Raw genomic sequence first — 21,446 nt, forward strand, 5'->3', positions numbered from 1 at the left:
AAGGGGCCTGGTTCCCGCCAGATCCCCAGTAAATCCTGAGCTTGCAATGAATATCTATCTCAAGATAATGTCGCCCATCACGGTGCTTGGTGCCCTGATCCACGACCTGGGCAAGGCGTCAGTTAGCTTTCAGAAAAAATTGGCTCACGAGCTTGATTTTGAGCCGGTTAGACATGAAACGATGTCGTTTCTGATGGCGGCTGAGCTGTTTGGGTCTATTGGACATTTTGAGACCCCTGAGGCCCTGCGTGAATGGTGCAATACGCACCTGCAAAAGCGCCTGGCACAGTTTCTGATGGCCTCCCCGGAACCCGAGATCATCCTTGAGCACATTCGCCTGAGAATCAACGAGCGGCTTTGTAGCCAGCACTGGCGTCTTGAAAATGTGGGTCTAACAAGCGCGCTATGGCTCGCCTTGTGTCACCACCGTCTCCCAGAGGGAGCGGACAACGAAGAGCTCGATGAGGCGCCTTGGGTAACCTTTACCAAGAAAGAAGGCTATTTCATACGGATGCGTGGCACCGGCCAGCCGCCCACCTCGTTTGATGAAGTCCGAGAAAACCTGCAATTTCCGTCCTCTGACCTCAGCCAGAAGGGATTGCCTTGGAACAACCTGCAGTGGTGCAAGGCGGTGCTAGCTCAACACAAGAAAATTCAGCTCGCCACACGCCAGTTGGGCAAACGCTCCATACCATTCGATATTCGCGCAAAAGGAAACCCCTTTACCCAAGTATTGGCGCTGATGGGCCGATCGGCTCTGGTGTTTGCTGATTACCGCGACTCCTATGAAAAGATTGGGCGACATGATTACGCACCTGAGGGTGAAATCTTCGCGAATACTCTGTCTGGCATGTTCGCAGACAGTCTCGATGAGCATTTGCTTCACACGGGCACATATGCCGAGAAGCTGTTCAAGCAGATGTTTCTGAATAAGCGCACCCTGATGGACAAGGCGCCAACACTTTCTCGCACCATTCGGGCCCGCAAAATGAAGGGTTTGAAATTCACCTCTGATGACCCTCGTTACCAGTGGCAAAACCGCATTCATGAGCAGTTGGCGCCACAGGCCTCAGACCAGCCTTTTTTTGGCTGTGTGATTGGCAAAACAGGGTCAGGCAAGACCCGTGGCAATGTGCTGACCATGCATGCGATGAAGAAAACTCTGCGATTTACCTGCGCCATTGGCCTTCGTGCACTTGTCCAGCAGACCTTTGACGCCTATCAGGAAACATTCATCGGCTTGGACAAGACCAACGTGGCGTTGCTTATTGGCGAACGCGGTCAAGCCAAGGCTGATCCCCAGGCAATGCTCGATGCAGAAGCCAAAGGGCATGACCCCCTTATGCCTGAAGGCACCGGCAATGACATCAAGGTGGACAACGCAAGTCTGGGGGACAGCTTTGAGATCCGCAGTGCTTCACGAGCCGAGCATCCGCTTGAGTTCATGTTTGACCCCAAAAAACAGGCCAAGCTCATAACCACTCCCGTCCAGGTGCTGACGATCGACCACCTGATGTCTGGTGCAAGCCTGGACTTGTCTTCGGGCCTCAAGCAGTTGTTTCACTTGATGTCGACGGACATCATTGCCGACGAAATTGATGACTATGATCCAAAAAGCCTGCCGGCGATCAGTCGCATGGCGTTCATCTCGGGGTTCTTTGGTCGATCGTTCATCATCTCTTCTGCCACAGCCAGCCGGGTCATCATCCACGAGCTCTACAACGCCTGGTATCTAGGCGTACAAAAGCGCCAGGCGATCCACTACGGGATAAAGCCGCGTGTGGTGCTGGTAAGTCATGTGCCTGGCTTTGAAACGCTTCTGGTGAAGCCTGAAGACTTCAAGAAGAGCTTGTGGGGTTACCTCAAAGGAGTGGGCGAACACTCGGCCCACGTGAGTGAACGCAAACACGCGGTGAAGATCGCTCAAATCTCGAAGGTGCACGTCACCACTATCCAGAAAGAGATGAAAAAGCAGCCCAAGTTCCTACCTGATAAGCAGTGCTGGGAGATTCTGGACAAAGCTATTCTGGGGATGCACAAAGAACCCCACATTGGAGTGACCGTTGAAGGGGTCAAGCTCAGCACCGGCTTCATTCGATTCACCCACATCAAAAGTGCCCAATACTACGCTGCATGGCTTAACCTGCAGGTGGTCGATGGGACGCTGCTTGTGCCCTTCTGCTATCACTCCAAGCTCTACAGCGCCGAGCGCAAAGCCATCGAAGAGATGCTGCTCTCGATCAACACCCGAAAAGGCAAGGAGGACATCAGTGGGGATGATGTGATCTTCAGCCATCCATTCGTTGCCCAGGTGGTGGCGAAGGCCAGAATGTCCGGTACGCACAACATCGTCTTTGTGTTGTGCACCACCAACATCATCGAAACCGGACGGGATCATGATTATGACTTTTGCCTGCTGGAGCCCAGCTCCACACGCTCCATGGTTCAGGCTGCGGGTCGGGTTTGGCGACACCGCCGAAAACAGCTTCCGGGAAACGCCCACAATGGGTTGATCATGAGCTCGCCGATCCGAAACTTGCTGGACGAGCCTGATTCGCAGGTTTGGCGATACCCCGGTATTGAGGACAGTCAGGAAGAGAAGAACATCCCAGGCGTGCTCCTTTACCGCTTCTGCGATATCGAGTCTCAGAATGACAAGATGAAGCGTATGGGTCACTTGCTCAAGGGGTTGGATGTCACCGTAGGGCGCCCAGCTGCAGCCATGCGCATGGACAACAAGCATCTGATGAACACCAATGACCTTTGGTACCACGATTTCTCAAGACCTCAGAGCAAATACGTGGCGGACGTACATGCAGGCATGTGTTTCGGCATTCCGGACAAAGATGGGAGAATGATCTACGCCAAATCCGTGATGAGTTGGGCTGAGCTGGCCAACCAGGCCATGAATTTGTCAGGCATTCCAAGGCTCAAGGCCCCTCTGCGCTTCAACTGGCCCCATGGCCTGCACTATTCCACCTGCAACATGGCCATGCTCAATGCCAACCACCCCAAAAAGCGCGTGTTGAGGGAAGCAGAGGAAAACGTAACCATCTTTCCCGATAATGCGGACGTTAACACCCAAGGGACACTGGGCTCTTACTGGCGGGTTCGGGTTCAAAATGGCGCCGGCAAACTGCGCAGTCAATCTTCGATTGAAATACCGATTCTGCGCTTCGGCGACGGTAGCTCTCTCTGGCTGCCTGATGATCTTCCTGTGCTGATGGCCCGTTATGGACTTTCGACCACGGAAATGGCGGCGCCTCTTACCATTAGGCAAACAGAGTTCGAGAACATCCTTGTCGCCGAAGAAGGATGCTGCGCCTACGTGCCAGGTCTTGGTCTTGTCTCTCACCCAGAAATCCTCGATTTGGTCATGGCAAGCTCCATGCTGGCACAGGATGAACCTTGCACTGATGCATGAGGCATTGATCGTATGGCAATTAATGGCAAATTGGGTTAGATTCAGGCTCTGAAAGCCTTTTGAACGTTTCCTGATCGCCTCTGGAGCCACCGATGCGCGTACAACAGCACTCCCTGTTCCTGGCCAGCCTGCTTGTCGGTGTAATCGAAGGTCAGGTTTTGCCCGCAGGCATGCAGAGACCCTATGTGTGGGTGAAGTCGGATGTCGAGGCCTTCTTTGATTCGATCCTTCAAGGCTTTCCGGTAGGAGCCTTTCTCTATTGGCAACCTGATCAGCAGGCTAACCTGTCAGCACTTGGTAAAAAGCGCCTAGGGCCGATTGTTTCGGCGCAAGCCTGTGAGTTCTGGAATCCCCGCATGCTTCTGCTTGATGGGCAAAATCGCTTGGCGACAGTTGCCTGGTCGTTGTTGAATGAAGAGGCTCCAGATCTTGACTACAGTGACGCTGAACGAGCCACCTGGCTTAGCGGTCAAGCCTTGGTGGTCGACGGTGCCACCCAGTCGATCGTTTTTGTACCCAAAAATGAGGCTGATAAAGGCCTTCGCCTGCCCGCCTGGACGATCACAGGCGCTAGTGATGCTGTGCATGGTCGGGCCATGCGTATGATGCGCGAGCGCCAGACTGGGGCCTGGAAGGATTTCAGTGAGGATGAAATCAGCTCATTTATCGATTTCTGGGACACTGCCAGCCGGGCTTTCCAGGGCGCCAGGGTTGTTGTCACCGTGATCGAAGACGCCACTCCAGAGCAGGCCCGGCACGCTTTCATGCGAATTTGCCGGGTAGGTGTAGCGATGTCCCCTGAAGATTTTGACAAAGCCCTCCAATGGGCAGTTTGAGGAGCCATCATGGCTGATTGTGTCCCATATGCTATTCACGTGGTGACTGGCATCGAGATGAATCGAGTGTTGATCATGGCTTCAGAGGTTGGCCACGACGCACAGAAAGGAATGAGTCCGGTGGCTGGGTGGTCATTGCTGCAGAGATTGGGGTGCGTTGTCACTCCCATGAAGCCGCCTGAAGGGCCTAGAGCTCTGAGCCAGGTACTTGGGTCTCTCGATGGGAGCAAGACCTACATTCTGTCTACCAAGGATCATTGGCTGGCCGTGGTCAAGGGCAAGAAGCATGACAAGGCCATGACACATGGAAGGACAAACATCAGCCACGTTTTTGAGGTGATCAGCGTTCCAGAATTCAAAATAGAGCCGCCTCCAAAGCCCATCCCTCTCACAGTCAGCCAACTGGCGAAGAATCTGAGTGAAGCTTCTCGTCAGGGGATGGGGCACCGGAAAGTACGTCTAAAAATAGATCGTGGCACTGTAGCTATTGGCGGTGGCCACAGCGTGGACGTCGTCGGGGTAAGCGCAGGCTTTGACTGGAACAGCGGCACGGTCTTTCTTGAGCCAAGCGAAGAACTGTCGGTGGCCGATGACAAGCTGGCCAAGCTGCGCGATACCCTGCACCGGAGCAGCGATCTGATCTATCGACTGACCTCCATCATTGAAGATTCTCGGCACACACCAGAAAAGAAGGTTGAATTGATGGCCGGCTGGCTGGTCAAGCACGCCAAAAAGGACAGTGACTGACCTCAAGATATGGCATTTCAACATTATTCATTCGACGATTATCCAATCAATTGACGAGAGGTGTATTCGAGCGCAAAATTGCAGTATGACAGCCCCTGCGTTGGGGCTTACCTGCAGAGTATTTCATCGTGACAACACTGACCAAGGAAGATGTGATCGAGGCCATTTTCAGCGATCTTTCGTTGCGTGAGGCGGTTGAACGGTACGACATCCATGCCGAACCCCTCCTGCTTCGCGCATCTCCCAGAATGCAGGCTCCAGGGCAATCCTGGGCTTCTCATGCTGCGCTGATGAAGAGCGATGAGCAGGTTCGCTACCCTTTCCAGGTGGTGGGCTGCCATCAGAACCTCGGCGGACGATCAGGCTACGGATCATTTGACTATTGGTCGGTCGGTTTCACGAATCTGGAATTGGCTGCTCAAGCGTTTTGCGACATCCAGAACATGCAGACACCCTACCTTGAAGAGGTTCGATTCGACACGAGCAAGGAAAAATTCCTCCATGAGCCCCATTTGGGTCGGGTAGAATTCGAACGCACGCTCTCAGCCATTCCCGTGCCGCCTCGACGCCATTCTCCCATGGAAGATGCAATGGCACCCTGACCGCTCGTCCTGTGCGCCCATACAGTTACTCGCAGAGAGCTGAGCCCGGTGACAAATCAAGACGACCTTGAAACGAAAAATCCCGCTTTAGCGGGTTCTGATCGGGCCCAATGAGGCCCTCTAACCGTTACCGAGCGCCCATCAGGGCGCTTTGCATTTCAGCTTGCAGCCTTTAGCGAAGGTGGTGCACTGAGGCGCTCTTTCACACTCACCCGATAGTGATTGTCCTTGTCTAGCTGCAGCTCGAACAGGTCGATGACTTTGAGCAGGTCTGATAGCTTGGTGTAGCCGTAATTGCCAGGCAGCAGGCTCCTTTCCTTCTTGAGCCAGGCCGCTATGGTGGTCACGCTGGCGGTACCGTCAGGTTTTTTGAATTGGTTGATAGCTTCCCGAATCCAGGTGATCAGGGTGCTGTCATTCTTCATGTCAACGCTTTGGGACTTGCCTTTGGGCCTGACGCTGGCTGAGGCAGTCAACAGGGGCGGCTCTGGGGCTGGCTTGGGTGCCACCGCTTTTTCCAGGTTATCAATCATGACCTGGGTGTCGTAACTGTCAGCCGCGATGTCATCAAGATAGATGAAAAATGTGCAGGCATCCACAAAAGGTGATGCTGCCTTGCGCTCACCTACGCCGATCACCTGCTTGCCTTCGGATCGCAGCTTCATAACCAGAGGGGTGAAGTCGCTATCTGACGATACCAAGCAGAACACATCGACCGGCTTGTTGTAGAGCACGTCCATCGCATCGCACACCATGGCGATGTCGCTAGCGTTCTTGCCCTTAATCAGATCGAACACTTGAACAGGCTGAATGGCGTGTTGGTGCAAAACAGGTACCCAGGAATCGAGCGCCTGCTTTTTCCAGTTGCCGAATGCCCGGCGAATCGAAACCATGCCGTGATTGCATAGCTCATCCAAAACTTCACCGATGTGGCCCTTGGGGGCGTTGTCCGCGTCAATGAACATCGCGATGTTCATCGCGGGCTGCTCAGCGGTGTGCAACGAAAAAACCTTCGATTGTTCCATGACTGCGCTCGCACGACACGGCTTCCAACCAGAAGCGAGAGGGCTTGATAGCGGGCTCGCGGCTTGCTGTCTGCCTTCCATTTACACGTATATTGCCAGATAATCAATACGATAACCGGCAAAGGTTAGGTGGATCATACCACCACAAATGCACCGTGCCCACGGATGTTCGAGGGTTTTTTGCAGTAGCCCGAAGAACGGGCCCTTCTATGGCTTTGGTGCTTATTGCTTTCGCTAAGACTGCAGGATATTAAGGTGAAGGGTCATCATTCTTTGGGTTGCTCTCGCTATTTTTGAGCTTCCAAAGAGACGAAACTGCTTTCTTGAAGCATGACGCAATGCCGCACAAAGTAGCGGGTTTGCTAGCGCTTTTGCTGCCCGCCAGGATAGAAAGATCGACCGCTTTAGCCGCTGGATTCACTGAATTTTTTGTAGAGTTTGCGGCTTGTGTCTGAGCGATGGGAACAGTAGGAGCCGGGGAGGCAGATGCTGGGGTTGGTGTAAACACAATCCCAGTCACCAGATCTTTGCAATATGTGACCGTGAGATGGCTTTCAGGGTCTACAACGACCACTTCGTCCTTACCGCCATTTGTACCTATTATCAGGTCGTACCCTTTGAGCTTGGCCCATTCAATCATCGCCCGCTTGGTGAGCTCATGAGCCCCAACCTTGAGAGGGTGATTCGAGAAGTGATTTTTCGTAATGTTGGCAAATGAGTTTTGATTGAAATCAACTACATTAAGGCTGGATTTTGTCAGGAACATCTCGGTGTAATAAGGATTTGGGTTAGGGTGGTTAGCCATTGTTAAAGAGGTTAGTTTCAGCGCTGCGAGCTGGTGGAAGTCATTGAGGGATTGCCCTGTATACGTCTGAGCATTAGCCAAGCCTTGACTCACCCATACTCCCTCACCAGGCTTGAAGTCTGAGTCCTGTCTTAGTGAGCCGCTGTGATACAGCGGCTGCCGATTATTGAAGGGAATCGTCCCAAGGGTGCCAAGCGCGTCAAATTCGGCAATGATTTGGGGGGTTAGTAGGCTCATATTTTGGGTTCCTATAGGATTACGATCAGTTTAGAGGTTGTACGTCATTGATTCAACGTTGGTGACTTAGCGGGCAAGAAAACAGCTATTTAGCTCTTAATTGACAGCTCTTCATTAGGGTGGAATACTGTCGGCTTCTAAAGCCGGAGTCCAAGCCATGCGTGACGTACTGTTCCTGTCGGATCTCGACCATTGCCTGTTCCAGAGCAAGCGTGTCGAGCCGAACGGCAAGCACCCGATGACGGTCAAGGCAGACGGCACGCCGCATTGCTTTGCAACCGATGCACAAGCGACGCTGTTTAGCATGATTGCCAATCGGGCCATGTGTGTGGCCGTGACTGCGCGCACGCCCGACCAAATGCAAAGAGCCATCGGTTGGAAGCCTGATCATCCCCATCAGCTTGCCCTGGTCAACCACGGCGCCACCCTTCTCTACCGTGAAGACACTGAGTACGACTGGCGCGAGATCAAGGCATGGAGCGAGATTTACGTTACCCAAGCCCGCGAAGGTGAGCAGGCCTTGCTGGCGGATGTGGACGCGCTGAAAAAGGGCCTTGCCCATCTGCCGTTGCCCGTTGGCAGCCACATGGCCGTCTCAGTAAACACCTTGGCCGATAACGTGCCGTTCTACTTCAATCTGCAGCTCAAGGATGCTCGTCATTACGGTACCGAGGAGACTATGCGCCGGATTCGCGAAAGCCGCGAAATGTCCTGGATCGTCGAGAATCTCGAACATCGCTATGTTCACCACCTCAACGACACCACCATGGGCTTCTGGCCCGCCTACGTTGGCAAGCGTGGGGCGGTGACTCGTCTCGTCGAAGCCCTGCGCGATGGCTTGGATGATGTGGATTTCGAGCGTGCACGTGCCCAAATTCCTCTGGTTGCCCTGACGCTGACTGCCGGTGATTCGCACAGCGATCTGCCCTTCATGCTCGAAGGCGACTTCATGTTGACCCCGACCCATTCACCGATTGCTCGTGGCGCCCAGCAGACCTGCGCCCGCGAGCTCGACCCATTTTCTTAAGGTATCGAAAATCATGTTTCCGCACACATTTGAGCCCTCGGATGTCACTGTCCTGCTCGACCCGATTACCCCTGAATACCTGACCGCCGAGGAGCGGGCACAGCGTATCGCTTCGGGCGTGCATTACAACGAACTGATCAGTCGCGAAGCAGAACCCGATGCGTTTTATTTCGACCTGTTTCGTGAGCAAGCGGTTCGCCTGGCTGAGCCTATGGCGGTATTGTTCGATACCCTGGCCGACCTTGTGATCGCTGATTGCGAAAGCCGGGGCGTGAGCCCCGTCCTGGTTTCACTGGTGCGCGCTGGAACCCCTACCGGGGTAGTGCTCAAACGCACCCTGGCCTGCAAAGGCTTTGAAGCGCCCCACTACACCGTCTCCATCGTTCAAGGGAAAGGTTTCGACGTTGCAGCCATCAAGCACATCCTCGCTGACGGACACGTCGCTGAGCAGCTTATCTTTGTGGATGGATGGACAGGCAAGGGCGTAGTGCGTCGCGAGCTCTCTCAGGCGCTCAAGCAGCTTGAGCCTGCCTGTGGCAAATTTAACGATGCCCTGTTCGTTTTGAGCGACATTGCAGGCGTTGCCGAGTTTGCTGCCACTCGCGAAGACGTGCTGATTCCAAGTGCATTGCTCAGCGGGCCTGTTTCAGGTTTGATCTCGCGCACAATCTACCGGGGTGAAGACGAGCAGGTTTTTCATGGCGCTGCTGTTCTTGATTACCTGGCACCTTTTGACCTGAGCCGCTGGTTTGTCGAGGTCATGATGGAGGCTGTTCGGCTTTTGCATTCAAAACCACGCGCTGTCCCCCGCATCATCAAGCCTGAAAAAAAGGCCGTTCATGACATGGTTGTGTTCATGACAATGCTCGCCTACCGCACCGGCATCAGCGATCCAGTTCGGGTGAAGCCAGGTGTGGGTGAAGCAAGCCGCTTATTCCTGCGCAAAAAACCGACCTCTTTGATCGTGAAGTCTCTGGAAAATCCAGATGTGGCGCACCTTCTGGCGCTTGCTGAAAAGAACAGCGTTCCAGTCGTGGTGTGGGATGACATTACAATTGAGGCCTGCGCGATCATGCCCTGAGCTGTCATTTAGGCGTGCTCCAGGCCTAGAATAATGAAACCACGGCGGATATGTCGAGCATGAAAAACCAGCTGATCAGTGACATCCATCTGGACGTCCACCCTATGGAGGCACCCATCGGGGGTGATGCTGATGCATGCCTGATTGCTGGCGACCTGCACGAGCTTGATCAGGGCATTGATTTTATCGAACGCATTCTGAAGGTTAGGCCCGTGCTGCACTTATTAGGCAACCACGACGCCTACACCAGCAGCATTGATCGGGTAGCGAAACTGTTCAGCCAGCACGTCAATCGACTGAAAGATTTCTATTTCATGGATCGCCACACCGCAGTTCTCGAAGACGTGCGCTATATCGGCGCCACCCTATGGACTGATTTCAATCGTGGCAATCCGCTGTCGATTATGCAGGCTACGGGCATGGTCAAAGATTACCTGTACATCAACAATGCCGCAGAGGACGATCGGATCAGGCCAGAGGAAATTCTACGCCGGCACCAACTGGATTTGGCCTACATTCGCCATGAATTGGAAAAGCCCTGGCCAGGGAAGACCGTAGTGATGACTCACCATTCACCCTCTTACCAGAGCTGCCAGGGTCGATTCGCCCATTCGCCCTCCAACTTCCTTTACGCCTCAAACCTTGACGACATCATCAAGGGTTATGCGCCCGATGTCTGGGTGCATGGCCACATCCACAGTCGCTTGGACTACCACATTGGCGCTACCCGCATCCTTTGCAACCCAAGGGGCAGTCGTGCAATGGAAGGCCAAGATTTTGATCCCTACTTTACCTTCACGCTGCCCTGAGAATAATCACAATGAGCATTGCAAAACGCCCTACCCGCCACGATGAAGCCACTTACGAGCGTGCGGCAAAAAATTTCCTGGCTTTGTTGGCCCAGCCAGAGGAGAGTTCTGACTCCATGGTCAAAATCGGCAGCGCCTTGAGCGAGCGCGACACCTTCAGTCGGGCCAGAGAGCTCGCCGACGAAGGTTTTGATATCTCTGATGATGTGATGCAGATCTTGCTGGACAACGATTTCTGCGGGGACGCCCAGGCGGAACTCGTCGCGCAGTGGGTTACGGGCTCAAACGTCAAGCCGCGTCGAAAAGAAGGCGATCAGGTCTCGATCAGCCACAAGGGCGAGAAGGTAAAGGGCGAGATCACGCAGATCCAGTCCAAGTCAGCGACCTACGTTGTATTCGTGCCTTCTCTGGGCCACGTTAAGACGGGCATTGGAACGCACGGTCTGATTATCCCCTTCGAGGAGGTTCATGCGCTGCCTCGCCCGGCAGAGGATTTCGTGCTCGAACCTTCGATGTAGCCATTCACTGTCAATTATGGCATTATCCGGCTTCAATTGATTTGTTGGTACGCCTAAATGGAACGCACACTCAAGCTGTATGCTCGCCAAGATCTTTCGATGCGCAAGGGTAAGTTGGCAGCACAGCAAGGTCACTCGGCCTGTGCTCAGTTGCTCAACGCCATGGAAGATCATGGCGCCAGCCGCTATTTGAATCCGGAGCGCAGTGGCCACTTCCTGGACTTCCTGGATAACCCTCTTCTGGATTTCAACCTGGTGGATGGAATCGAAGGACTCCAGGCTGCATTGACCGACCCGCAGAATGCGAGCCAGATCATTGATCGCGGCTTGACCGAGTTCGGCGGCGTGCCCACTTTGACCTGCGCTGCGGAAGGGCTGTTTCCTCTGGATCCTCATCGTTTCGTGCCGACAGCTGTAAATCTTATCCAAGCCAGACAATGGCTTGTGTTTTCCAAGGAGCAGCCCCTTCGTAAGGACGATGCCGCCGTTCTCGCAGCCCTTGGCTGCCTGGTGCAGTTGCGCGACCTGATGGTGGGTGACCGCGAAACCGGCCTGATCCTTTCTCTGGAAAACCCGGCGCTCAAGGCCTGGCTGACGGATGGCTTTGGCAAGATTGGTATGGGTATCAAGACAGACAAGGATCTGGACGAGCTCCAGGCTGATCTGACCGATGCATCGGTGCAGACCAATCGCTTGGTAATGGGTAAGAACACCTTGCTGGTCATCGGGCCTGCGTTTGCAGAAGATGTGGCCACGGTAATGGGCCCTGAGTCCGATCGTTACACTACTCGACTGCTCAGTCTTCTGTAGCTAGATGGTTTAAAAGAGCCCGGCTTTGGCCGGGTTTTTTGTTGTCAAAGCCAGTAAGGAGCGGCAATCAATTTACATCTAAATGCTTTTTCGGTCGTTGACGTTTAGGCAATAATTGATATACTGCGTACATATCCCTCCGCCAAGGTACACCCAAATGACGTATGCCATGACGCAAACCGCCCCAGTTGGCGTTGCAGTTACAAACGCGCTGAGCTTCCTGAACAAGGCGGTTAGCAAGGTTTCCGACTTGGGCTTGTCCCTGCGCAAGGAAGATGAAGCCCCAGTCGACAAACTGCTGGCGCGAATCAGCCAGTTTGGCACTGATGAAGCGATGATCATCTCGTCTGTATTGCAGCATCAAAGTGCTTTTAGCACCATGGTTCGCGAGCAGATCTCCAGTATGGAAATCGCCAGCCGCCAGGAAGAAATCGTGGCGCTCTTCACCAGTGTTCGTACCGATGCCAACAAGCAATTGACCATCATCGACGGTGGCAAAGTCGGTTTCGTGGGGAAAACTCAATTGTGGTGGATGGACACCACTCGCGGCAAGATTCCGGCTCGTTTCGAGAAGATTCGAAATACCTACAAAGCAGTGGCTACCGATCTTGGTGATCAGGTTGAGCGCGAAGGCAAGGTTGTCGACGCCTACACCGATTTTCGCTTCGCGCTCAAAGAAGCAGAAGTCCAGGCCTACACCATTCTGGAAACCGCTACCAAGCGCCTGGATGAAACCAAGCAAGAGTTGCTGAGCGCACAAGCGGCGGTCGAAGCACTCCCTGCTGAATCCAGCCACGTTGAAAAGGCCCGACTGGAACAAGCCCGAGAAATCGCTCGCTCACGATTCGAAAAGATGGACGAGGATTATCAGATCTCAAAGGATATCGCCGATCAGCTGCGTGTATCTTATGGCGCCTCGGAATTTATCTTCAAATCGATTGATGACACTCGCAAGGTCAAAAATCGTCTGTACAACCAGTCGACCACCTTTTTCAGCACAGGCGAAAGCATGTTGACTGGTTTGGCTGTGAAGTACACCCAGAACGCCGGCATGCATGAGGCGACCGAGGTCGGCAAGGCCATGGCCAACGGCATCAATGACATGCTGACTGATCTGTCGAACCACGGCTCCAAGAATCTCAAGGATGCGTTGAGCGTTGGGTACGGCCCGATGGTTCGCGCTGACAGCCTGCGTAAGTTCATCGACTCGGTCGTTGAATACCAGGAAAGCAGCATTCAGCTGGTTGCCGAGGCTCGCCGCCTCTCCACTGACGAGGCAAACAAAATCGCCGAGATCAGCGAAGAAGGTAAGCGTCGCTACATCGCCGCCGTCAATCGCGCTGCAGCAGCCTAATTTCGAATGGGGTGGGCAACCGCCCCTGCCGAATCACTATTTTTAGGGACTTGATCAATCATGTCTGACAGCGTACTGAACAGCGCCAGCGCCATGCGCATTTCTTCGAAGATCAACGAGCTTCGGCAGAACCGCCAGTCGCTCGACCGCCACCTGAACCTCTCGCAAGAGCGTCGGGAGCTGGAAACAGCATTCACCGAGTTCTATGCGCGCCAGGGCGTTCAGGACGTTACTCAGGAAATGATCCAGCAGGCGATCGAGAGCTACAAGGAAAATCGCTTCACCTTCCCAGGTTGGTCGGGCAGCAGCCTTGGCCGCATGGTTGCTGGCAGCTACATCTGGTTTCAGCCTCGCACCCTGCCGGTCGTTGTCTTTGCTGCTGTGCTAGCTGCCGGTTCGTATGGCACCTTTAAGGCTGTAGACTACACCAGCCAACAGATGCATCAGTCAGCACTCAATACTGCTCGAACCACGGTGATTGGCAGAGTTGGCGATTTCAAAATCAGCATGAATAAGCTGGAGACCCAGATCAACGATAACACGGCCTGGATTGCCAAGCAGCAGGCTGGCAAAGGTCGCTCGCTGTCTACGGTGGCAGTCAATGGCTTGATTGATGACATCACCCGTAGCAATGCAGAGTTGTCGCAGATGCGTGATGACCTGAGTTCCTGGGGCAAGACAAATGTTGAGGTGCCTGATGCCCAACTCAACGAAGATCCAGCTTCAGTGCTTAGCAAATTTGAATCAACCGTTTATCCGCATATTGAGACTGTTGGTCTGCGCCTGAAGAATCTGCGCGACAGCATCACCGATAAGCGCGCCCGCGTGGAACGCCTGACGCAGATCGACACTGAGTTGCAGCGAAAGAAAACCCAGCTGCCAACTTCGTATTCAACCGAAGTTGCACTGAAGATCGTCAGCGTCGAACGTTTGCTGGCCGAGGGTAATGACCTTGAGGCAAAGTCAGCGCTGGATGAACTGAGCAAGGCAGTTGTTCGGTCGGCAGCTGTAGGTGTGCTGACTCAATCCATTCAAACCCTGGAAGCGCGCCTCGCTTCCAACTTTAAGGATGATGAGGGTCGCAAGCGTTTTGCCGACCTGGTGGCTCAGGCAAAGGCCCAAGCTGCCCGTGGTGATCAGGCGGCTTACCAAGCCACGGCGCAGGCAATCGAGTCGATGGCTCTTTACGTCAGCACCTCCCTGCATTACCAGTTTGTAAACCGTAGTGGTGTTCAGACAGGCTTTGCTCGTACCAATGACAGCACTGGCAACAAGCGCTGGTACCTGGTTGTTGAGGCCGTCGACGCCACTGGCTCACCCTACAAGATGGACATTTACAACTCCGAAACCCGACAGACCGACAAAGTCACTCTTTGGGGCCAGGAAGTACCGAAAAGCGTTTTCGACAAGGTACGTGACGACAAGAAATCCGACGGCATTCTGGACGACGCGGATCTTGGCGACAAGGCAGCAGGCAACTACACCGTCGACTATCGCAAGTCGGTACTGAAAACCCAAGTCACCCGTTGGAGTAACTGATCATGGGCAAACGTGGAAGCAAAGTGGTCGACGACATCCAGCGCGTGGTTGATGACGAAGACAGCAAAAAATCGGTCATCTCACGGCAGATTCGCCGTAACGAGCAGGCCCAGGAAGAGCAGCGCCGGATCAAGTTCGATTCGCTGGCTCGCATTTCCGAGTTGTACCTTGAAAGCATGCTCGACAAGAAAGCCGGCAGTGACGTGCGCATGGTCTCAGCTGACATCGAGCACCTGATCAATCAGCGTGAGAAACACTATGCTGAAATTGAATCCACCGTCGAGGGTGATCGCGAAGAGCTCAAGGTTGCTCAGGATGGGTACGCCCAAGCCAAAACGAACCTTGAAGAGCTTAAAACCACGATCTATACCGTGATTGCCAATGACACGGATATCCAGTCGTTGCGCAAGCGTGTTGAGTACGCACGAGACATTGCTGAAAATGCTGAGGCACTGACCGAGTCGATTACTCGCGAAGTTAGCCATAAGCTTGTAGCGTACCAGAGCGATGTTGTGTTTCAGCACCTCAAGCGTCGTGGTTTTGACACTGATGCTTACCAGGGTTCCGGCCTCTATGCGCGCCTGGATAGCTGGTTGAGTAATGCCATCAGCTACCGCCAGGCACGGCATGACTTCGACATGATGCGGGCACTGCCTGCGGCTGCCAAGGCCCGTGAAACTGATGTTGAGAAGACCTATGACCAACTCAACAGCGAGCTGGATGCGGCCATCAACCTGGTGCGTAGCACCCACAATCTGGAAGGCTGTGAGCGCAAACTACACGCGGCTTCTGAAAAGTTGAGACTGTGCCAGGAGCACATCAACCGGGATCAGGATGCGATCAACTCCTTCCTGAACAAAACTGATGACATGATGCGCCGGGTTCGCGACCGCGTGAAGGAAGTGATGGGTAACTTCTCACTTCCCACCCTTGAGCGTCTGGTAAGCAGTACCGATAGCTCGGCAGATGACCAGGCACTTGAGAACTATCAGCAGGCTGTACGCCGTGAGAAACAGCTGTCCGATGAAGAAGTCCAGCTGCGCTCGCAACTGAGCGATGCAGAAGAGCGATTCCGACGGGCCAAGCGCGCCCGTGATCAGTTCAAACAGTCTGGGTATGATCGTCGTGATCGGGAGTTCGATAGCGGTTTCGACATGGGTTCGCTGATGCTGGGCTACATGGCGGGCTCAATGAGCCTCAATGACCTCAGCAATCGCTGCGCACGTGACTCGGAAATCATCCGTGAATCCTCGTCATCCAGCAGCTCCAGCAGTTCTGGCAGCTTTTCAAGCTCCAACAGCTTTGGCGGCAGCTCTTCGAACAGCGGCTTTAGCAGCTCGAACAGTTTCGGTGGTGACAGTAGTAGCAGCAGCGGCAGCTTCAGCAGCAGCGACAGCTTCTAACTCGTGATCGAGCGGGGAGATTTCAAACCCCCGCTTTCAAAGAATGATTGTTTGGAGTCAAACCATGCGCTTCTCCCTGCCCCCGCTGACCCTTGAAGACCTGGCCAGCGTGACCTTCAGTGATCTTGATTCGTTCATGATTGAGCAACGCTGGCGCACCCAGCGAAATTATGACCAGCGCCGCATCACCCCTCGGCAAGACAAGGGCAAGGTGGATATCAAGGGCTGGCGGGTTTCCCATGAAAAGGGGACTGGCGATAACCGCGAGCGCATCCAGCAGAGCTTCTACTTCACCACTTACAATGGTTTCTCAGCAGCTACCGCTGAGGCTCAAAGCTACCGAGATAATCTTGAGCGTGAAAATGGCTTGGTTGCTTGGCGCTTGAAGCCCGTGGAAAACCTGGAGAACGCTTTTTGCGTGGCTGGGATTACTCTGCAGACAGGTAAGGGTCGATCGCCTTTCTGGCTATACCGCCAAGGGGATGTCCGGGTCACTTCCAGTATTGCCTCCCATGGTCTTCGCGGTGCTTACTTTGAGGTAGCCCGCACCATTGCTCCCGTCGACGATGACGCTCCTCTGCCTTTGCTAACTGCCGAGGAAGCAGAGCCGTTGATCAGTACGGGCTTGCTTACTCAGGAAGCGCTTGAAGCTGAAGAACTGGCCACCCGGATGTGGGTGCGCAATTACCTGCTGAGCATCCGAAGCAAGCCTAGGAAGGCGGCATGATCAAACGATTTGCGAGCCTTGTGATTCTAGCTTTACCGCTTCTGGTTGCGGCAAATACCTGCAGCGCCACTGAACAATTGTTGTATCGAGCCTTGAAATCAGACACCCAGATCAGTCACCAGCTTTTGGATTGGCAGCTGGATGTGGATTTTGCATTGCACGGGGATGAGGCTCAAAAAATTCAAGTTCGGTACCGAGGCCAGACCGCTAAAATGGCCGCAGCACTGATCGAGCTAACCCGCACTGCTGGGCAGCTCACCAGCATCGAGCCAGATGATATGCCTGTTGCTATATTCTGCAGAAATGAGGTGGTTGTAGTCGCACGCCAAGTGCAGATCAGCCATTATCTGTCACAGGGGTGCATCACCCCCTGACTGCAAACGTTTTCAGCTGCGAATTGTCACTGCTGCCCTGTCCTTTTGCTACGTGAAGGTCTACTTGGCTGCCAGGGCTGCGATTAAAGCTGATCAAGTCAATTGTTCTCAATACTCTGGGGCTGGTACCGTAAGGTAACAGTCCTTTTTTATCTGCGAGCCATTTCATGAGTTTTGAATCTGATCTTGAAGCCTTGGGCAAAGTTGACCACAACCTGGCCCGCAACATTCGGGGTTTCATGACACAGGCTAAAAACCGCGCCAATGACGCCCTCACCTTCAACGACCATCTGGCTCGGCTTGCTCCGCTGATTGCCGACCACAAAGAAGACAATCCTTTTTACCTCTCAGCCATGCTGGTGCCTGTCCACGCTTCAAAGACCGCGCTGCCCATGATCAAATTTCTTCAGGCACACGGCCCTGTCCTGCTCGATAGCATGGGAATCTTCCTGAGCAATCGCGTTGGCAAAAGTCAGCTTGAGCTGCTATCGCATCCGCCCGTGCTCCTTGAAGTACTCGATATTCAACCTCAAGACCACCAGGTGGCCATGCAGTGGTTTGGTCAGTACGCCAGCGTGGCAACACGTCGCCTGTCCAATGAGATCGCAGACAAGCTTCAGGAAGGGGTCTCGGTCAAGGACAGCCAGTGCCTTGTCAGGATGTACGATATGGCAATGCGTCACCAAGATGCGCTGGATACACCAGGCAATGATCGCAAGCAGCCAGTAATTGATCCTCGCGCCATGGCTAGACTCCTTCAAATGCATAGCGCTGTTCGATTGAGTGGGATGACTGCTTTTTGGGATATGCCTGTTCGAGGCGCGGTCATCACTTCGCCGTTCCAGCAAATGGCTAAAGGTCTTTATGGCCTGGATCACCAATTTCAGATCAGCCTCAAGGCCTGGCAAGGGATGGGTGCAGAATCTTTGGAGGCCCTCCTCTCGAAGGTGTTGGCAGACTCCTCTCGTAAAGGTCTCAATGCTAGCGGCACGCTGAGCGCAGGTTTTGGCGATTTCGAGCGACCCGACATCGCCGATGTCATGCGCGACCTTACCAACACTGCTCAGCTGATGATCGTAAAGGGCGATGACACAAGGTCTGTGATCCAGGAGCTCACTGCCCGTGGTATGGCGCTGGAGGCAGTTGCACCGACCGATGCGCCCTTGCGTCGGACGCTAAGCCAAAACCTTTTGCTGGCCACCCTATTCCCCTTCAAGCACTTATGGGATGAATATGGTATTGCCCTCAAAGACTATCAGGGCAGTCCGGTCTATTTGGATTATCCTGAAGACCACGCGCACGCGATCGTGGGCCGCTATACCGGCGATCATGGCATTCCAGGATTGATCCGGGTTCCTGCGCAGGAGCAGCTGGAGAAGAACTTCCCCGGCGCCGTGCCCAGCTACCATTTTTCTGAAGATATCCCTGAATCAGAGCATGACCGGATCATCCAGGGATTGCGTGCAGACATTGAATCGTCTGACATTTTCAAAAGGGCTCGCATTGACTCTTCGCTTCTGAATCCGAAAATCGCTGCGAAGCTGGGTGATGATCTTTTGCTTAAACTGCTCACAGACCTCACAGCATACGACACAGACAGTCACGTGGAGCATGGGCAGATCTTCCACCTCCCGGCTAGCGAAATCATGGGGGATTGGCTGCCTCATCTCTCCAAGGCAAGCTATGAAGCTTGGCTGGAAAGCATGCATGAACATGGGTCACAGGAGTGGGTAGCTGTTATTGCAAATCATCGACGACCGTCAACTCAGCTGCTGTCACGAATGGGAGGTCGAATTATCGACAGCTGCCTATCACAGGATCTGGGGCTCTAAGATCGGTTTAGACATAAATTGCCAGAAGCTATGGTGCGTGATAGGATTCGCGAGTCCTTTCAATCACCTATGCTTCAGGAATAATTTGCATGATCAAGTCTGACAAGTGGATTCGAGAAATGGCCCTCAAAGGCATGATCGAACCGTTCACCGATGCCCAGGTTCGCGAGCGCGATGGTGGGCGCGTAATCAGCTACGGGGTTTCATCCTACGGTTACGATGTGCGATGCGCAGACGAGTTCAAGATCTTCACAAACATCAATTCCGCGACCGTTGACCCAAAAGATTTCGATGAAAAAAGCTTTGTCGACGTCAAAAGCGATGTGTGCATCATCCCGCCGAACTCTTTCGCGCTGGCTCGAACTGTCGAGTACTTCAAGATCCCTCGTGATTGCCTGACAATCTGCCTGGGCAAAAGCACCTACGCCCGCTGTGGCATCATCGTCAATGTCACGCCGCTTGAGCCGGAGTGGGAGGGCCATGTAACACTGGAGTTCTCCAATACTACCAGCTTGCCGGCAAAAATCTACGCCAACGAAGGCGTGGCGCAGTTCCTGTTCCTGCAGTCCGACGAGGAATGTGAGATCTCCTACAAAGATCGTGGGGGCAAATATCAGGGCCAGCGCGGAGTCACCCTGCCCCGCACCTGAATCGCTCCTCTGTCGCCCTGACATTTCTCCATAGAGCCTTCAGGGCGCGTCATCTTGCCTCAGAGACCGAGATCAGAACCCAGCGAGCTATCCAGCCACTTACCTTTGTAGCGGCTGGAAGCCTTCAGTAGCGCTGGGCTGATCCCCATGGAAACCAGCTTTTCCACACGCTTGTCGGTCTTCATGACCTCATCAGGCTCAACAACCCGTGTCTTGAGCACCGCCTCGATAAATGCCTTTTTCAGTGGTTCGCTTTGGAGTCGGACATCCCCGTTTGACTTGGACAGCATCTCGTCGAGGGTGTAGCGGATATGGTCGCCGGCATTCACATCGCGGCAAAGCTCGACAAATGCCTCGACGTCCTCCGGCGTTTTAAACAATGTGACATTCCAGTCCTCAGTGCGCTTGCAGAAACGCTCGTGATAAAAATAAGGCTTCTTGGCCAGGCTTGGAAAATCTACCAGCCCTTTCTGGGCCAGCATCTGGGTCGAGTGCAAGTTGGTTGTGAGCCGATCGAGCGTATCAGTGGTGAAAACCGTTCCAAATCCATTGTTTTTGAACCACCTATCATACTCATTGAGCACGGCGAGCTGCTCATCAGCTGAGAGGGAAACCAAGGAGCGTGCTGCTGTCACGCTAAACAGCGTGCGTGCCAAGCCCAAATCCATGCTTGAGGCCAATGTCATGAATCGTTCTGGCGAATTGAATTCAGCCAGGGCCACAGAAGCCGTGATTTCGTTGATTCCCGTCTTTCCCAGTTCTGCACTGATCCTGACAAAATCCACATCTTCGCCGAAGCGTGCTCGAACGTAAGTCCCGACAAACGAGGAAGCTGAAAACTCATCCAGCTGATCGAGGGGTTGGATCCTTTTGGTCGCATAAGTAAGGACGCTTTCGAACAAGGGGCCTTGGTCTTTGGGCGCCAGTACATTATCCACCGGCTGGTTCAGGTCGAAGCCAACCTCAGCGATGGCATCAAAGAGCCGGCCAAGCAATTCGCTCTTTTCCTTATCGGGTGCGTAATCCAGGATGTCATCAACATGCGTCAAACAGAACAGTTTGGCGTGCCTCGAATGAATCAGAAAGGTCTGGAGCTTGGCCATTCCATAGCCAACGTCGCGGGCCATCAAGTGAATCCATTGGCGGTTCAGGTCTGCAGGCTTGTACCGAGCGAACCATGTGCTGTCTTCGTAGGGAGACTTGAAGTCCAACGCCGACTCCAGGATCGTGTCTAGCCTTTGGCAAAGCTTGCCCTTATCAGCATGATCTTTTGCTCCATCCTTGAAGATAATCAGATTGGGCCGGGCCGCATTTCGACCCAAGATCTCGCCATGGTCAAGAGAATGGGTAATGTGAAGTGGGTTGACCTTCTGATCAAGGCAAGCAAGCCAGAGATCTGCGTGAGAAAAGTCCTTGTCGTAGAACTTGGAGTCGATCGCCTGGATAAATCTGTCCCAAAGATATTCAGCTTCCAGTTCGTCCAACTGAGTCAGAAACTCACCCAGCTTCAAGGATTTATTGAAATCGAGCCGGCAAGACTTGGTCGCTTCTCTGTAGGCGTTGAGTAAGACCGTTTCTGGTCTTGCAATGGGAGTGGGGGCTTTGCGGCTCACGGGCAGAATCCTATTGGACATTCAGGCCTCGGA

At 53.7% G+C, this 21,446-nt stretch carries 19 protein-coding genes; 16 read left to right on the top strand and 3 right to left on the bottom strand.

The window, feature by feature from the left end:
• The first annotated feature begins 46 nt into the window (after positions 1 to 46).
• The 4 genes from IFT57_RS07000 to IFT57_RS07015 all read left to right on the top strand — a co-directional run bounded on the left by IFT57_RS07000 (position 47) and on the right by IFT57_RS07015 (position 5,609).
• On the top strand, positions 47 to 3,424 hold the full coding sequence (locus IFT57_RS07000; protein WP_192151017.1) for a CRISPR-associated protein Cas3: 3,378 nt from the start codon (positions 47 to 49) through the stop codon (positions 3,422 to 3,424).
• A 92-nt stretch (positions 3,425 to 3,516) separates the two neighbouring features.
• The gene (locus IFT57_RS07005; protein ID WP_122531181.1) at positions 3,517 to 4,260 is read left to right on the top strand and encodes a DUF262 domain-containing protein; all 744 of its coding nucleotides are present in this window, start codon (positions 3,517 to 3,519) and stop codon (positions 4,258 to 4,260) included.
• A 9-nt stretch (positions 4,261 to 4,269) separates the two neighbouring features.
• Positions 4,270 to 5,007: a hypothetical protein gene (locus tag IFT57_RS07010; protein WP_122531180.1), complete on the top strand. Its 738-nt coding sequence runs from the start codon at positions 4,270 to 4,272 to the stop codon at positions 5,005 to 5,007.
• 128 nt (positions 5,008 to 5,135) lie between these two features.
• Positions 5,136 to 5,609 carry a hypothetical protein gene (locus IFT57_RS07015; RefSeq protein WP_192092561.1) on the top strand — a complete coding sequence of 158 codons (474 nt, stop codon included), beginning with the start codon at positions 5,136 to 5,138 and terminating at the stop codon, positions 5,607 to 5,609.
• Positions 5,610 to 5,767: 158 nt separating this feature from the next.
• Here the strand turns inward: IFT57_RS07015 and IFT57_RS07020 are convergent, their stop codons facing one another.
• The gene (locus IFT57_RS07020) at positions 5,768 to 6,634 is read right to left on the bottom strand and encodes an NYN domain-containing protein (protein ID WP_122531179.1); all 867 of its coding nucleotides are present in this window, start codon (positions 6,632 to 6,634) and stop codon (positions 5,768 to 5,770) included.
• Positions 6,635 to 6,884: 250 nt separating this feature from the next.
• Positions 6,885 to 7,676, bottom strand: coding sequence for a hypothetical protein (locus IFT57_RS07025; RefSeq protein ID WP_122531178.1), 792 nt, complete (start codon positions 7,674 to 7,676; stop codon positions 6,885 to 6,887).
• Positions 7,677 to 7,833: 157 nt separating this feature from the next.
• Between IFT57_RS07025 and IFT57_RS07030 the strand changes: the two genes are divergently transcribed.
• The 12 genes from IFT57_RS07030 to dcd all read left to right on the top strand — a co-directional run bounded on the left by IFT57_RS07030 (position 7,834) and on the right by dcd (position 19,800).
• Positions 7,834 to 8,703 (top strand): hypothetical protein, encoded by an 870-nt coding sequence (locus IFT57_RS07030; protein ID WP_122531177.1) that lies wholly within the window; start codon positions 7,834 to 7,836, stop codon positions 8,701 to 8,703.
• 13 nt (positions 8,704 to 8,716) lie between these two features.
• The gene (locus IFT57_RS07035; protein WP_122531176.1) at positions 8,717 to 9,784 is read left to right on the top strand and encodes a cysteine protease StiP domain-containing protein; all 1,068 of its coding nucleotides are present in this window, start codon (positions 8,717 to 8,719) and stop codon (positions 9,782 to 9,784) included.
• Positions 9,785 to 9,843: 59 nt separating this feature from the next.
• Positions 9,844 to 10,593 carry a metallophosphoesterase gene (locus IFT57_RS07040; protein ID WP_122531702.1) on the top strand — a complete coding sequence of 250 codons (750 nt, stop codon included), beginning with the start codon at positions 9,844 to 9,846 and terminating at the stop codon, positions 10,591 to 10,593.
• Between the two features lie 11 nt (positions 10,594 to 10,604).
• Positions 10,605 to 11,111, top strand: a complete 507-nt coding sequence (locus IFT57_RS07045; protein ID WP_122531175.1) for a hypothetical protein — start codon at positions 10,605 to 10,607, stop codon at positions 11,109 to 11,111.
• A gap of 57 nt (positions 11,112 to 11,168) precedes the next feature.
• Complete coding sequence (locus IFT57_RS07050) at positions 11,169 to 11,921, top strand: peptidyl-tRNA hydrolase (protein WP_192092559.1); 753 nt, start codon at positions 11,169 to 11,171, stop codon at positions 11,919 to 11,921.
• Positions 11,922 to 12,090: 169 nt separating this feature from the next.
• The gene (locus tag IFT57_RS07055) at positions 12,091 to 13,275 is read left to right on the top strand and encodes a hypothetical protein (RefSeq protein ID WP_241032700.1); all 1,185 of its coding nucleotides are present in this window, start codon (positions 12,091 to 12,093) and stop codon (positions 13,273 to 13,275) included.
• 60 nt (positions 13,276 to 13,335) lie between these two features.
• Positions 13,336 to 14,814 carry a DUF6384 family protein gene (locus IFT57_RS07060; RefSeq protein WP_122531172.1) on the top strand — a complete coding sequence of 493 codons (1,479 nt, stop codon included), beginning with the start codon at positions 13,336 to 13,338 and terminating at the stop codon, positions 14,812 to 14,814.
• A gap of 2 nt (positions 14,815 to 14,816) precedes the next feature.
• A complete protein-coding gene (locus IFT57_RS07065) occupies positions 14,817 to 16,217 on the top strand; it encodes a hypothetical protein (protein ID WP_197982706.1) in 1,401 nt (466 codons plus the stop codon).
• A gap of 64 nt (positions 16,218 to 16,281) precedes the next feature.
• Entirely contained in the window at positions 16,282 to 16,944 is a 663-nt protein-coding gene (locus IFT57_RS07070) for a hypothetical protein (protein WP_122531171.1), read from the top strand.
• Positions 16,941 to 17,318, top strand: coding sequence for a hypothetical protein (locus IFT57_RS07075; RefSeq protein WP_122531170.1), 378 nt, complete (start codon positions 16,941 to 16,943; stop codon positions 17,316 to 17,318). Before IFT57_RS07070 ends, IFT57_RS07075 begins: the two co-directional genes overlap by 4 nt.
• Positions 17,319 to 17,485: 167 nt before the next feature.
• On the top strand, positions 17,486 to 19,150 hold the full coding sequence (locus IFT57_RS07080) for a hypothetical protein (protein ID WP_122531169.1): 1,665 nt from the start codon (positions 17,486 to 17,488) through the stop codon (positions 19,148 to 19,150).
• Positions 19,151 to 19,239: 89 nt separating this feature from the next.
• The gene (gene dcd, locus IFT57_RS07085) at positions 19,240 to 19,800 is read left to right on the top strand and encodes a dCTP deaminase (protein WP_122531168.1); all 561 of its coding nucleotides are present in this window, start codon (positions 19,240 to 19,242) and stop codon (positions 19,798 to 19,800) included.
• A 59-nt stretch (positions 19,801 to 19,859) separates the two neighbouring features.
• Here dcd and IFT57_RS07090 read toward each other — a convergent pair whose 3' ends face one another.
• A complete protein-coding gene (locus IFT57_RS07090) occupies positions 19,860 to 21,413 on the bottom strand; it encodes a hypothetical protein (RefSeq protein ID WP_122531167.1) in 1,554 nt (517 codons plus the stop codon).
• Between the last annotated feature and the right edge of the window lie 33 nt (positions 21,414 to 21,446).

Source organism: Pseudomonas sp. CFBP 13719 (assembly GCF_014842095.1).
Taxonomy (GTDB): domain Bacteria; phylum Pseudomonadota; class Gammaproteobacteria; order Pseudomonadales; family Pseudomonadaceae; genus Aquipseudomonas.

Bases quoted from the DNA above. Each gene is read 5' to 3' on its own strand.
- dcd (WP_122531168.1), top strand. From the start codon at position 19,240: ATGATCAAGTCTGACAAGTGGATTCGAGAAATGGCCCTCAAAGGCATG.
- IFT57_RS07045 (WP_122531175.1), top strand. From the start codon at position 10,605: ATGAGCATTGCAAAACGCCCTACCCGCCACGATGAAGCCACTTACGAG.
- IFT57_RS07055 (WP_241032700.1), top strand. From the start codon at position 12,091: ATGACGCAAACCGCCCCAGTTGGCGTTGCAGTTACAAACGCGCTGAGC.
- IFT57_RS07025 (WP_122531178.1), bottom strand. From the start codon at position 7,676: ATGAGCCTACTAACCCCCCAAATCATTGCCGAATTTGACGCGCTTGGC.
- IFT57_RS07035 (WP_122531176.1), top strand. From the start codon at position 8,717: ATGTTTCCGCACACATTTGAGCCCTCGGATGTCACTGTCCTGCTCGAC.
- IFT57_RS07040 (WP_122531702.1), top strand. From the start codon at position 9,844: ATGAAAAACCAGCTGATCAGTGACATCCATCTGGACGTCCACCCTATG.
- IFT57_RS07060 (WP_122531172.1), top strand. From the start codon at position 13,336: ATGTCTGACAGCGTACTGAACAGCGCCAGCGCCATGCGCATTTCTTCG.
- IFT57_RS07030 (WP_122531177.1), top strand. From the start codon at position 7,834: ATGCGTGACGTACTGTTCCTGTCGGATCTCGACCATTGCCTGTTCCAG.
- IFT57_RS07080 (WP_122531169.1), top strand. From the start codon at position 17,486: ATGAGTTTTGAATCTGATCTTGAAGCCTTGGGCAAAGTTGACCACAAC.
- IFT57_RS07065 (WP_197982706.1), top strand. From the start codon at position 14,817: ATGGGCAAACGTGGAAGCAAAGTGGTCGACGACATCCAGCGCGTGGTT.
- IFT57_RS07005 (WP_122531181.1), top strand. From the start codon at position 3,517: ATGCGCGTACAACAGCACTCCCTGTTCCTGGCCAGCCTGCTTGTCGGT.
- IFT57_RS07010 (WP_122531180.1), top strand. From the start codon at position 4,270: ATGGCTGATTGTGTCCCATATGCTATTCACGTGGTGACTGGCATCGAG.
- IFT57_RS07075 (WP_122531170.1), top strand. From the start codon at position 16,941: ATGATCAAACGATTTGCGAGCCTTGTGATTCTAGCTTTACCGCTTCTG.
- IFT57_RS07050 (WP_192092559.1), top strand. From the start codon at position 11,169: ATGGAACGCACACTCAAGCTGTATGCTCGCCAAGATCTTTCGATGCGC.
- IFT57_RS07000 (WP_192151017.1), top strand. From the start codon at position 47: ATGAATATCTATCTCAAGATAATGTCGCCCATCACGGTGCTTGGTGCC.
- IFT57_RS07070 (WP_122531171.1), top strand. From the start codon at position 16,282: ATGCGCTTCTCCCTGCCCCCGCTGACCCTTGAAGACCTGGCCAGCGTG.
- IFT57_RS07020 (WP_122531179.1), bottom strand. From the start codon at position 6,634: ATGGAACAATCGAAGGTTTTTTCGTTGCACACCGCTGAGCAGCCCGCG.